The organism is Streptococcus sp. SR1 (genome assembly GCF_000526075.1).
GTDB lineage: Bacteria > Bacillota > Bacilli > Lactobacillales > Streptococcaceae > Streptococcus > Streptococcus halitosis.
Window position 1 is genome coordinate 23364 of record NZ_JATR01000021.1, and the last position, 13071, is coordinate 36434.

Consider the following 13071-nt stretch of genomic DNA (forward strand, 5'->3'; position numbering starts at 1 on the left):
GAGGTTTTATGAAGCATGATATAAAAAAGTATTATCTCTACCGATTTCTGGCCTTTAGATTTGAAAAACTCTCTTGTAAGAATCCAAGTCTCAAGGAAATAAAACCAGAGAAGAGAGAAAAAATCGTTCTAGAGGCTACTCGAACTAGTCAAAAGATTATTCTAGTCCTTGGAATTCTTTATGTTTTGCTAAATTCTGCTTTGTTCATTTACCTTAGGGCTAATGATATTCAAAATCCCTTATTGGCTTGGTTTACTGACTACATCGACTATTTAGGGGCACTGATAAACGGAGAATGGGGCGGTAGTTGGCGTCAGAAGAAAGCTAGTTTTTTGATGATTGCTCTAGTGGCTTTACCCATTGTGCTGATAGAAGGCGGCCCCTTCTTCTTGCTGGTTTTATTGATTGGGAATTGGGTACTAAAGAGAAAGATAAGATTTGTGAGAGAACATAAAGGAGTAGAGAGCCATGGCTAGAACGGCGATAATAGGTACTTTAATAGTTTTTGCAATCTTTAATCTGCTACTTGGTCTGGGCTTTTATCTCTTTCTAAAAAAGAGGAAAGAGAATGGGCAGTCATTGTACGAAACGCCTGTAAACCAACAGACTCGAACTGAAAAGCTGGGTCTAGGTGAGATTTTGGTCTACCTGTCCCTGATTGCTATTGCAGGAGTCTTTGCTTTTCAGACCTTAAATAGAGGTGGTGTGGGGAATTCTATTTTAGCCAAAATGATCCTCCTACCTGCTCTAATGGCTCTTTTCAATGCAAGAAAAAGGACTGGAAAGTCTTTACTTGCCCTCCTTATAACTTTGATGGTCTTTCTGGTAGGAGTCATGTTTAATCTCACGATTGGTTTGCCACCTCAAGCACCAATTTTGCAAATTAATGAAAGTAAAATCATTTTAGCAGAAACTAAAGCCAGTGAGCTGATGGATGCTGGTTTTGACATCTATGTAAGACAGGGCGATGGTGGTAGCGACTACGAAGAGCTCCTGACAGATGGCAGTTTCCAAAAGTATCCTGGAGATAAAACAGTTACCATCGAAAAAGGCTTCAGGCTTGATAGCAATGCTGTTCCTTATGCTCCCTATCTCCTAGCAAAAGATGGCATAGTACTGGGCAGTATTTCCTTTTACGGTGCTGAGGACCATGATGTGGCTATAGAAGATTCTAAGGTTATTCAGGTTCGATTTAACAAGGACAGTATTGAGGCAGCGAAAAAACATTCTATTACTTTCAAATTAAATGAACTTGACTTGACTACTAGACTAGATGTTCCGCTTGTTCAAGAAATTTTCAAGAAGCATCTATGGTCAATTCCACCATCAAATACAAATGATGTCACTCAACTATGGTATGGATTAAAGTGGTCCAGCAACAGTGATTCGCTATTTTGGAATGAGTACTATGGTCTCATCCGCCTAGATGAAAATTATATGATGACTGATTTTGAACTAGCTGTTCAAGTAGCACGAGATAAGTAGATAAGATTTTGAATAACTGACTATACTTATGATTCAACAAAGGAACTAATCAATTTAGTTCCTGTTTTTGTTTTTTGATTTCAATTTTAAACGGTTTCTTTTTATTGTTGAGTAATATTTCACGAACAAAAAAAGAAATTGTTTAAAAAAGTTTCACAAAATCCTTTACAAGCTCTTATAAACATGGTATAGTTATAAGGCTTAGAAAATGAGATGATGTTTTCTAGCAAATATAAACCCGAGTAAAAAATGCCTACGGACAGGCAGGGTTGAATGCCGAAGCGTGGTTGAAAGGCCACATTATTGATAGGGTTAAAAGCCTACTTTTATAAGTTGATGTTAGGACGCTTGTCCTAATTCATAAATTTTAGTGTGGTGAAAGCACACGTCATCTTGTGAAACGATCAATAAAGTACGTAATATTTGCTACTAGAGAGTTAGGAAACATCAGGAACAGACATACTCAACAGAAACCAAAATACACACGTCAGAAGATTGCAGAGCAGGTGAAAACCTGCTCTTTTTTCATAAGTCAACCTTTAGTCGCCTTTATCTTCTTGAGGCACTAAAAATATGGTAAAGGAGTATGTCTTGAAGAAGTTAGATCAAAACCAAGCCCCAATTTATGAGGCCTTGGTCAAGCTACGCAAGAAACGGATTGTTCCCTTTGATGTTCCAGGTCACAAGCGTGGACGAGGAAATCCAGAACTTGTCGAACTATTAGGAGAAAAATGTGTTGGCATTGATGTCAATTCGATGAAACCCTTGGATAATCTTGGTCATCCCATTTCGATTATTCGAGATGCGGAGGAGTTAGCTGCGGATGCTTTTGGTGCAGCCCATGCCTTTCTCATGATTGGCGGGACAACCTCATCAGTTCAAACCATGATTCTTTCCACCTGCAAGGCGGGAGATAAGATTATTCTGCCACGAAATGTCCATAAATCTGCTATCAATGCGCTGGTTCTATGTGGTGCCATTCCCATCTATATCGAGATGAGTGTAGATCCTAAAATCGGCATTGCTTTAGGTCTTGAAAATGACCGTGTTGCGCAGGCCATTAAGGAACATCCAGATGCTAAAGCTATCCTAATCAACAATCCTACTTACTATGGGATTTGTTCAGATCTTAAGGGATTGACAGATATGGCTCATGATGCTGGCATGCTTGTTTTAGTGGATGAAGCCCATGGAGCTCATCTGCATTTTACAGATAAACTTCCAATTTCTGCTATGGATGCAGGAGCTGATATGGCGGCGGTCTCTATGCATAAGTCTGGTGGGAGTTTGACTCAGAGCTCCATCCTTCTTATCGGGGCACAGATGAATCCTGAGTACGTTCGTCAGATCATCAACCTGACCCAGTCTACATCTGCCTCTTACCTACTTATGGCTAGTTTGGATATTTCTCGTCGCAACTTAGCCCTTCGTGGAAAAGAGTCTTTTGAGAAAGTCATTGAGCTCTCTGAGTACGCTCGTCGTGAAATCAATGCTATCGGTGGTTACTATGCCTACTCAAAAGAGTTGATAGACGGTGTGTCTGTTTGTGATTTTGATGTGACCAAGCTGTCCGTTTATACTCAGGGTATTGGGCTAACAGGGATAGAGGTTTATGATCTCTTGCGAGATGAATACGATATTCAGATTGAATTCGGGGATATTGGCAATATATTGGCCTACATTTCCATTGGTGACCGCATCCAAGACATCGAGCGTTTAGTCGGTGCTTTGGCTGATATCAAGAGACTCTACTCAAGAGATGGAAAAGATTTGATTGCTGGAGAATATATTCAGCCCGAGTTAGTGCTGTCTCCACAAGAAGCCTTCTATTCAGAGAGAAAAAGTTTGACCTTAGACGAATCTGTTGGACAGGTCTGTGGAGAATTTGTCATGTGCTATCCTCCAGGAATTCCTATCTTGGCTCCTGGTGAACGTATTACACGAGAGATTGTGGATTATATCCAATTTGCCAAGGAACGTGGTTGTTCCCTCCAAGGGACGGAAGATCCAGAAGTCAATCACATCAACGTCATTAAGAGAAAGGAGAACTAGATGGATTTATGGTTTTCTGAAGTTCATACTCCAGATGTGAAATTGTCCTTGAGAACAGCCAAGCAACTCTACGCTGGTAAAAGTGAATGGCAGGATATCGAGGTCTTGGATACGCCAGCTTTTGGGAAAATACTGATTTTAAATGGGCATGTCTTGTTCTCAGATGCGGATGATTTTGTCTACAACGAAATGACCGTCCACGTTCCCATGGCTGTCCACCCAAATCCCAAGAAAGTCTTGGTTATTGGAGGTGGCGACGGTGGTGTTGCCCAAGTTTTGACACTGTATCCAGAATTGGAACAAATCGATATTGTGGAACCGGATGAAATGCTGGTTGAAGTCTGTCGTGAGTATTTCCCAGATTTTGCTGCAGGGCTAGATGATCCCCGTGTTACCATTTACTACCAAAATGGACTACGCTTTTTACGAAACTGTGAAGATGACTACGATATTATCATCAACGATGCGACAGATCCATTTGGACATACGGAAGGGCTCTTTACCAAGGAATTTTACGGGAACAGCTACAGAGCTTTGAAAGAGGACGGTATCATGATCTATCAGCATGGGAGTCCCTTCTTTGACGAGGATGAGTCAGCATGCCGAAGCATGCACCGCAAGGTCAATCAAGCATTTCCAATCAGTCGGGTTTATCAGGCCCATATCCCAACCAGTCCAGCGGGCTATTGGTTGTTTGGATTTGCATCGAAAAAATACCACCCTGTCAAGGATTTTGACAAGGAAGGCTGGAAAAAACGCCAGCTTTTCACAGAATACTACACTGCAAACTTACACGTGGGAGCATTTATGTTGCCCAAGTATGTAGAAGACATTTTAGAAGAAGAGGAAGGGAAAAAATGAGTCGTTTATTAGTTATTGGATGTGGGGGCGTTGCCCAAGTTGCTATTTCAAAGATTTGCCAAGATAGCGAAACATTTACAGAAATTATGATTGCTAGCCGTACCAAGTCAAAATGCGATGACTTGAAGGCTAAATTAGAAGGCAAAACAAGTACAAAGATTGAGACAGCTGCCCTTGACGCTGACAAGGTTGAAGAAGTGATTGCTTTGATTGAAAGCTACAAACCAGAAGCCGTTTTGAACGTAGCTTTACCATACCAAGACTTGACCATTATGGATGCTTGTTTAGCAACTGGAGTTCACTATATCGACACAGCTAACTACGAGGCAGAGGATACAGAAGATCCTGAGTGGCGTGCCATCTACGAAAAACGCTGCAAGGAACTTGGTTTTACAGCCTACTTTGATTATTCATGGCAGTGGGCTTATCAGGAGAAATTCAAAGAAGCAGGCTTAACAGCTCTTCTTGGATCTGGTTTTGACCCAGGTGTAACTAGTGTCTTTTCAGCATACGCCCTCAAACATTACTTTGATGAAATCCACTATATCGACATTTTAGACTGTAATGGCGGTGACCACGGTTATCCATTTGCGACAAACTTTAACCCAGAAATCAATCTCCGCGAGGTTTCTGCGCCGGGTTCTTACTGGGAAGATGGAAAATGGGTCGAAGTTGAAGCTATGTCTATCAAGCGTGAGTATGATTTCCCTCAAGTTGGACAAAAAGACATGTATCTCCTTCACCATGAAGAAATTGAATCATTGGCGAAAAACATTCCAGGAATCAAACGGATTCGCTTCTTTATGACTTTTGGCCAATCTTATCTAACACACATGAAATGCTTGGAAAACGTAGGGCTCCTTCGTACAGATGCTATTAACTTTAATGGCCAAGACATCGTTCCGATTCAATTCTTAAAAGCCTTGCTACCTGATCCAGCCAGCCTTGGACCACGTACAGTTGGAAAAACCAATATCGGCTGTATCTTTACAGGTGTCAAAGACGGTGTTGAGAAGACTATCTATATCTACAATGTTTGCGACCATCAGGAATGTTACGCAGAAGTTGGTTCGCAAGCAATTTCTTACACAACAGGTGTTCCAGCCATGATTGGGACCAAATTAGTGATGAATGGTACTTGGAAACAACCTGGAGTTTATAACCTTGAAGAATTGGATCCAGATCCATTCATGGAAGCTTTGAATGAGTATGGTTTGCCTTGGGTTGTGGTTGAAAATCCGCAAATGGTGGACTAATGAAGTTAGAACAAGTACCAACGCCAGCTTACGTCATTGACTTGGCCAAGTTAGAAGCCAATTGCCGTAGTTTACAACAAGTTCAGGAAGAAGCGGGCTGCAAGGTTTTACTTGCTCAGAAGGCTTATTCCCTCTACAAAACCTACCCCATGATTAGCGAGTACCTATCTGGTACAACTGCAAGTGGTCTCTATGAGGCCAAACTAGCACGAGAAGAGTTCTCTGGGGAAGTCCATGTCTTTGCACCTGCTTTCAAGGATGCAGACTTGGAGGAATTGCTGGAGATAACGGACCATATCGTCTTCAACTCGGAGAGACAGTTGCGTAAACATGGTCCTCGTTGTCGAGAGGCTGGTATTAGTGTCGGTTTGCGCCTCAACCCACAGTGTTCAACTCAAGGAGACCACGCGCTCTATGACCCTTGTGCACCTGGATCTCGTTTTGGAGTTACTCTAGACAAGATACCAAGTGATTTGCTGGACTTAGTAGATGGTCTTCATTTTCACACCCTTTGCGAGCAGGGGGCGGATGATTTAGAGACAACTTTGAAAGCTGTAGAAGAACAGTTTGGACCTTATTTACATGAGGTCAAATGGCTCAATATGGGTGGTGGCCACCACATCACAAGAGAAGACTACGATGTAGATTTGCTAATTTCTGAAATTAAGCGTATCCGAGAAACTTACAATCTTGAAGTCTATATCGAGCCGGGAGAAGCTATTGCACTTAATGCGGGTTATCTAGCAACTGAAGTATTGGATATTGTAGAAAATGGTATGGATATCTTGGTTTTAGATGCCTCTGCGACCTGCCATATGCCTGACGTACTTGAGATGCCCTATCGACCACCTTTGAGAAATGGATTTGAAGCTCAGGAAAAAGCACATACTTATAGGCTTTCTTCCAATACCTGTCTGACGGGCGATGTGATTGGAGATTATAGCTTTGAAAATCCAATCCAAATCGGTGATAGACTTTATTTCGAAGACATGGCAATCTACTCCTTTGTCAAAAATAATACCTTTAACGGTATTGGATTGCCAAGTCTCTATCTTATGGATGAGCAGGGTGACTGCAGCTTAGTCAAAGCCTTTGGCTATCAAGACTTTAAAGGGAGATTATCATGATGAACAGTCCAAAAAAATTAGGCTATCGTATGCCAGCAGAGTATGAACCCCATCATGGTACCCTCATGATCTGGCCAACTCGACCAGGTTCATGGCCCTTCCAAGGAAAGGCTGCTAAGAAGGCCTTTAGCCAAATCATCAAAACTATTGCTCAGGGGGAAACAGTCTACCTTTTGGTGGAGCAAGACTATCTATCTGAAGCCCAATCCTATCTAGGAGACAAGGTTGTTTATCTAGATATCCCTACTAATGATTCCTGGGCGCGTGATACGGGGCCGACCATTCTCATCAATGATAAAAAAGAAAAGTTGGCAGTAGATTGGTCTTTTAATGCCTGGGGTGGTGCTGTCGATGGTCTTTATCAAGATTATGAAGAGGATGACCAAGTAGCCAGTCGTTTTGCTGAGGCCTTGGAAATGCCTGTTTACGATGCCAAACCTTTTGTACTGGAAGGCGGCGCCATACACAGCGATGGTCAGGGAACCATTCTTGTGACTGAAAGTTGTCTTCTAAGTCCTGGACGCAATCCCCACCTGTCTAAAGAGGAAATCGAAAACACCTTATTGGAGAGCCTTGGTGCTGAAAAAGTTATCTGGCTTCCTTATGGTATTTATCAGGATGAAACCAATGAACACGTTGACAATGTTGCAGCCTTCGTTGGTCCTGCAGAGCTTGTCTTGGCTTGGACAGATGATCAAAATGATCCCCAATATGCCATGTCAGTAGCTGATTTAGAGCTTTTAGAAAAAGAAACAGATGCAAAAGGTCGTCACTTCACCATTCATAAATTGCCAATCCCAGCGCTTCATCAAGTTGTAACCGAAGAAGATTTGCCAGGCTATACTTATGAAGAAGGGGAAGAAGAGCGTTATGCAGGTGAACGTCTTGCAGCTTCCTATGTCAATTTCTATATTGCCAACAAGGCTGTCCTTGTTCCTCAATTTCAAGATAAAAACGACCAAGTTGCCCTAGATATCCTCAGCAAGTGTTTTCCAGACCGTAAAGTCGTAGGAATACCAGCCAGAGATATTCTCTTAGGTGGTGGCAATATTCACTGTATCACCCAACAAATCCCAGAATAGGAGAAAAAGATGAGAAATGTTAGAGTTGCAGCGATCCAGATGCAATGTGCCAAGGATGTGGCAACAAATATCCAAACAGCGGAGCGTTTAGTACGTCAAGCTGCAGACAAAGGCGCGCAAATCATTCTCTTGCCTGAATTATTTGAACGTCCCTATTTCTGTCAGGAACGCCAGTATGACTATTATCAGTATGCCCAGTCGGTGACAGAAAATACAGCCATTCAGCATTTTAAAGTGATTGCTAAGGAACTACAGGTTGTTCTACCGATTAGTTTCTACGAAAAAGATGGCAATGTCTTGTATAACTCAATCGCCGTCATTGATGCTGATGGAGAAGTGCTGGGTGTTTATCGGAAGACCCACATACCAGATGACCATTATTATCAAGAAAAGTTTTATTTCACGCCTGGTAACACTGGTTTCAAGGTCTGGGATACTCGCTATGCTAAGATTGGGATTGGCATCTGTTGGGATCAATGGTTCCCTGAAACAGCCCGTTGTCTTGCGTTGAATGGGGCAGAATTGCTCTTTTACCCAACCGCTATCGGTTCAGAGCCTATCTTAGATACGGATAGTTGTGGTCACTGGCAACGTACCATGCAAGGGCACGCAGCAGCAAATATTGTCCCAGTTATTGCAGCCAATCGCTATGGCTTGGAAGAAGTCACTCCTAGTGAGGAAAATGGCGGACAGAGTTCTAGTCTTGACTTCTACGGTTCCTCCTTTATGACGGATGAAACAGGAGCTATTCTAGAGCGAGCTGAAAGACAAGGAGAAGCTGTTCTGTTAGCAACTTATGACCTGGATAAGGGAGCAAGCGAGCGCCTAAACTGGGGACTATTTCGAGATAGAAGACCAGAAATGTACCAACGGATTACCGACTAGAAGGTATCTTTCATAATAAACTTTTGATATTCACGCCTGTCTTACAAAAATGTAAGATAGGCTTTTTAAATGTAAGATAGGTGTACGATTATACGTAGAAATGTATGCTATACTCTATGTAGATCAAAAAGAAAGAGGTTTATTATGAAAAAATGGAATGCGACGCAGTTGAAGTATCTGATGGCGGCAGTAATGGTTCTAGACCATATCCCGCATATTACCGGAATCGTTTCTCCTTTGTGGGAAGGTATCTTTCACGCCTTGACCCGTTGTGTGGGAGTTTGGTTTGCCTATATGGCTATGGAAGGATTCATCCATACTCGAAACTTGAAAAACTACCTCATCCGTCTCTGGTCTTGGGCGCTGATCATGTTTGCTGGAAATAGCCTACTCAATGCCCTATTTGCATCCAAAGGAGTAATGGTCACTAATAATATTTTCCTGACTCTAGCCATCGGTGTCACCATGCTTTGGATTGGTTTTCCTCGAAAAGAGCTGGATAAAAAAGAGAAGTTGTGGCGTCGGATTGGCGTTGCTGGTCTCTTGATTTTCGGTTGTCTTTTTACCGAGGGTGGTATCACCATGCTACCATTTCTCTTGATTAGTTACTCTTGTCGAAATCGCAAGGGATTGCGAAATCTCCTATATGCCTTTCTGTGGGCCTTCTTGTTAGTGACTTCCATCCAAATTTACGACACTTGGCACCAAACACTGGAAATGATGCTTTTCAATTCTGACTGGCTCTTTGTCACCGTCTTTCCTTTTATGGCCTTGTATAATGGACAGCGAGGAAAAGAAACTAGTTGGAGTAAATACTTCTTTTATATTTTCTACCCAGCTCATCTATGGATTATAACCTTGATTGCTTATTTGCTTAAGTAGATTCAATTCCCATTAGCTCCATCTAACTTAAAATGTTAGAGGAGCTTTTCTGTATCTGGAATTCCCAACAAAACATGTTATAATAGTTTTAGAAAGGACGAGGTTTATGGCGAACATACTTGTAATTGAAGATAATAATGAAATCCAGGAAATTTTAAGAACCCTTCTTGCAGAGGAACACGAAGTGATTCAAGCATTTTCTGGGACAGAAGGTATCATGCAATTTGATAAAGGTGGCATTGATCTCGTTTTGCTAGATATCATGCTCCCTGGGAAAAATGGCGACCAAGTCTTGCAAGCTATTCGACAAACTAGTCAGACTCCGGTCATCATGCTTACTGCTTTGGGTGATAAAAAGCTCATCAGCCAATATCTCTTAGATGGTGCCAATGATTATGTAGTAAAACCTTTTGATTTGGACGAAGTCTTTGCCAGAGTCACCGTGCAATTACGCCAAAGTGGTGAACATCAGTCAGGAGATCGAAGAGAAATTGATAACCTCGTACAAAACTTTAAAAATATCCAGTTCGATGCGGATAGTTTTGAAATAAGTAACGCAACTGAAACCATTCGCCTTGCAAAGAAAGAGTGCCAGATTCTCCAAATGTTGCTCCAGCATCCTAAAAAGATCTTCACCAAAGAAGAACTCTATGAATTGATTTGGGAAGAAAGTTACCTGCCTGGAGACAATACGCTCAACACTCATCTAAGCAATCTCCGTAAAAAACTGTATCAACTGGATCCAAATGACGATTACATCGAAACCATTTGGGGAGTTGGTGTACGATTAAAAGGAGACAAATAATGAATTACATTTTGATATCAATATTACTCCTTACTAACATTATTTTGGCGATTTCTTTGATTCGCTATCATATAGCAATTAGAGATTTAAGCAGACAAATCGAAGAAAAGATTCGCTCTGGTAGCATGAAGAGGATCGGGATAAATTTCTTTTCAAAGACCATTTTGCGTCTACATAACCAAATTGAGAATCTATTTCAAGAAGTGGAGCAAAATCAGCTAATCATGAAGCGTGAAAAACACACCTTAGATATGGCAATCAGTAACATCGCTCATGATATTCGGACACCTTTGACAATCGCTTCAGGCTATACTCAGCAACTAATAAAACATCCCGATAATAGTTCAGAAACCTTAAATAAAATAGCCCATCATCAGGATTTGGTTTCCAAACGTTTGGAGGCTCTCCTCGAATACCGTCATTTGATGGAAGGAGCAGTCAAACCGAAACTGGAAGAACTTGATTTATCAACTTTTATAACGAAAAAGACTTTAGCTTATTACGACGTTTTTCAATCTTCACATATTGTTCTTGATTTTAATGTTGAACCAGGATTGAAAACGACGACTGATGAGGACTTGCTTGATCGAATTATACAAAACCTTCTTGGAAATGTTCTCAAGCACGGTAAGGAGAAAGCTCGACTTTCTTTGAAAAAGGAAGAAAATAGGCTTGTTTTGGAAATTGATAATCTTGTCAAAAAATCTATCAAGAATATAGACAATCTCAGCAATCGTTTTTATTCTGAAAATATGTCGGATACAGAAGAATCCTCTGGTTTAGGTCTTTATATTACTGAGGAATTAGTTCATCTTCTTGGAGCGGATATGAAGCTAGCCACTGATGGAGAATGGTTTTCAGTCTTTATTTATTTTTAACAGAAGAAACCTCCTCTATAAGTTTAGAGGAGGTCCTTTTTATAAGCTTTTCTTCTTGAAAACAGTCAGTCCACTGATAGAGAAGAAAAGTATGACCGTTACGCAAATCGTGATGGTATAGAGAATAGCTTGACTATTAGTAGTCATAGCATAGGCAAAATCTAGAATTAAATATCGTAGAATTTCAATGTCTGGGAAAACAAGCATTGGCATAGAAAGTATGATAGAGCTAATCAGATAACCAATAAATACGGCAAGATAAGAATGAGTTAGGTAGAGAATAAAGGAAACAATTGAAAGCCAAGCGAGAAGGCAGAGAAATTGAAGGGAAATCGTCAAGAGGAGATTAGTAACAAAACCATCAGGCATTGTACCAAGTCCGTTTAGTAGAGTCGCGGGAATAAAGGCAATCACAAGACTGGTGATGAGTTGTAAGAGAGCGATACTTGCTAGAACAAAGAATTTAGCAAGGAAAAACTCTGTACGAGAAACGCCAACTGTCAAACTATTTTTATAGAGTTTGCCGATTAAATCAACTCCAAGAACGAGGCATGTCAGGACGATGCAGAGAAAAACGAGGTTTGAACCATTGCTAGACGCGTTGATAAGAGCTTGGATGCCGTCCCAACCTTTGGTCGGAAATTCTGTTTCAGGTGTGGTATTTACTGACATCAGATGTCCTGTAGCTCCGATAGTAGCACCCATTAACATGAGAGCAAAGAGAATGAATTCTGTAATCCAGAATCCTTTGGAGCGAAAGAGACGGTAAAAATCTGCTTGAATGGTATGTATCATGATTTTTCTCCTATTCTACCAATTGTGTGAAGTATTCTTCTAGGTTTTGACGGGCATAGTAAATCTCGTCAATAGCAACATCTGCCAAAGTTAATTTCTTAAGAATCTGTTTGACATCTTGTTCATTCCCAAAGATATGGATTTCATTTTCTGGATTAACAACCTTGAACTGGAGTTGGATTTGTTCTTTCAATACTTGACATGCTCTTTCTTTATCGCTTGTTCTGAGCACAATATAATCCTCACTTAGCGTTTCAAATTCAGCTTTGCTGATTTCACGGATAATCTTTCCTTGATCCAAAATTCCAAAGCGATTAGCTAGGAGATAGAGTTCAGACAAGATATGGCTAGAGATGAGAATGGTTATTCCTTTTTCTTGATTGAGCCGCTGGATCATCAGACGAAATTCTTTGATTCCAATTGGGTCAAGTCCGTTGATAGGTTCATCAAGAATCAGGAAGTCTGGTTTGGATAGGAGGGCAATGGCAATGCCAAGTCTTTGTTTCATTCCTAGTGAAAAATCACGAAAGACTTTTTTTCCTGTATCTGACAAGCCAACATAGTCCAAAGTCTCATGAATCACCTTATCAGCATTTGGAATATGACGAATCATACAATAATATTTAAGGTTTTGATAAGCTGTTAAGTGATTATGGGCTACAGGTGATTCGATAACAGAACCCACTTGAGATAATGCCTTGGTCCACTCATTTTGTTCTTTGCTAGAAAAGAGGGAAACTGTACCTTTGTCCGCAAACAATAATTGTGTAATGATTTTAATAAGAGTAGTTTTACCTGCTCCATTTTTTCCGATTAGACCATAAATATCTCCCTCTTTTATGGTTAGACTAAGATCTTGAAGAATAGCTTGGTTACCAAATTGTTTGGTCAGTCCATGAATTTCGAGTACTGTTTTCATGATTTTCTCCTTTTGATTTATTTTTCTAACTTTAGTATAAGGTA

General features: G+C 40.8%; 13 protein-coding genes. 11 read left to right on the forward strand and 2 right to left on the reverse strand.

Annotation, left to right across the window (positions count from 1 at the left end):
• Nucleotides 1-8: 8 nt before the first annotated feature.
• From HMPREF1518_RS07230 to HMPREF1518_RS07280, 11 genes are all read left to right on the forward strand, one after another.
• Nucleotides 9-476, forward strand: coding sequence for a hypothetical protein (locus tag HMPREF1518_RS07230; protein ID WP_033585223.1), 468 nt, complete (start codon nt 9-11; stop codon nt 474-476).
• The gene (locus HMPREF1518_RS07235) at nt 469-1485 is read left to right on the forward strand and encodes a hypothetical protein (RefSeq protein WP_033585225.1); all 1017 of its coding nucleotides are present in this window, start codon (nt 469-471) and stop codon (nt 1483-1485) included. The genes HMPREF1518_RS07230 and HMPREF1518_RS07235 overlap by 8 nt, the downstream gene beginning before the upstream one ends.
• 591 nt (nt 1486-2076) lie before the next feature.
• Complete coding sequence (locus HMPREF1518_RS07240) at nt 2077-3537, forward strand: aminotransferase class I/II-fold pyridoxal phosphate-dependent enzyme (protein ID WP_033585227.1); 1461 nt, start codon at nt 2077-2079, stop codon at nt 3535-3537.
• Nucleotides 3538-4398, forward strand: a complete 861-nt coding sequence (speE, locus tag HMPREF1518_RS07245) for a polyamine aminopropyltransferase (RefSeq protein ID WP_000366713.1) — start codon at nt 3538-3540, stop codon at nt 4396-4398.
• Complete coding sequence (locus HMPREF1518_RS07250; RefSeq protein WP_033585229.1) at nt 4395-5654, forward strand: saccharopine dehydrogenase family protein; 1260 nt, start codon at nt 4395-4397, stop codon at nt 5652-5654. The genes speE and HMPREF1518_RS07250 overlap by 4 nt, the downstream gene beginning before the upstream one ends.
• Nucleotides 5654-6781 (forward strand): carboxynorspermidine decarboxylase, encoded by a 1128-nt coding sequence (gene nspC / locus HMPREF1518_RS07255; protein ID WP_033585231.1) that lies wholly within the window; start codon nt 5654-5656, stop codon nt 6779-6781. The genes HMPREF1518_RS07250 and nspC overlap by 1 nt, the downstream gene beginning before the upstream one ends.
• Nucleotides 6778-7863: an agmatine deiminase gene (gene aguA, locus HMPREF1518_RS07260; RefSeq protein ID WP_033585233.1), complete on the forward strand. Its 1086-nt coding sequence runs from the start codon at nt 6778-6780 to the stop codon at nt 7861-7863. The genes nspC and aguA overlap by 4 nt, the downstream gene beginning before the upstream one ends.
• 9 nt (nt 7864-7872) lie before the next feature.
• Nucleotides 7873-8748: an N-carbamoylputrescine amidase gene (gene aguB, locus HMPREF1518_RS07265; protein WP_033585234.1), complete on the forward strand. Its 876-nt coding sequence runs from the start codon at nt 7873-7875 to the stop codon at nt 8746-8748.
• Nucleotides 8749-8892: 144 nt separating this feature from the next.
• The gene (locus HMPREF1518_RS07270) at nt 8893-9630 is read left to right on the forward strand and encodes a TraX family protein (protein WP_033585235.1); all 738 of its coding nucleotides are present in this window, start codon (nt 8893-8895) and stop codon (nt 9628-9630) included.
• Nucleotides 9631-9736: 106 nt separating this feature from the next.
• Complete coding sequence (locus HMPREF1518_RS07275; RefSeq protein ID WP_033585237.1) at nt 9737-10435, forward strand: response regulator transcription factor; 699 nt, start codon at nt 9737-9739, stop codon at nt 10433-10435.
• A complete protein-coding gene (locus HMPREF1518_RS07280; RefSeq protein ID WP_033585238.1) occupies nt 10435-11313 on the forward strand; it encodes a sensor histidine kinase in 879 nt (292 codons plus the stop codon). The genes HMPREF1518_RS07275 and HMPREF1518_RS07280 overlap by 1 nt, the downstream gene beginning before the upstream one ends.
• 39 nt (nt 11314-11352) lie before the next feature.
• On the opposite strand, the gene HMPREF1518_RS07285 is transcribed toward HMPREF1518_RS07280, so the two are convergent.
• Nucleotides 11353-12108: an ABC transporter permease gene (locus tag HMPREF1518_RS07285; RefSeq protein ID WP_033585240.1), complete on the reverse strand. Its 756-nt coding sequence runs from the start codon at nt 12106-12108 to the stop codon at nt 11353-11355.
• 10 nt (nt 12109-12118) lie between these two features.
• Complete coding sequence (locus HMPREF1518_RS07290) at nt 12119-13027, reverse strand: ATP-binding cassette domain-containing protein (protein ID WP_033585242.1); 909 nt, start codon at nt 13025-13027, stop codon at nt 12119-12121.
• Nucleotides 13028-13071: the final 44 nt, after the last annotated feature.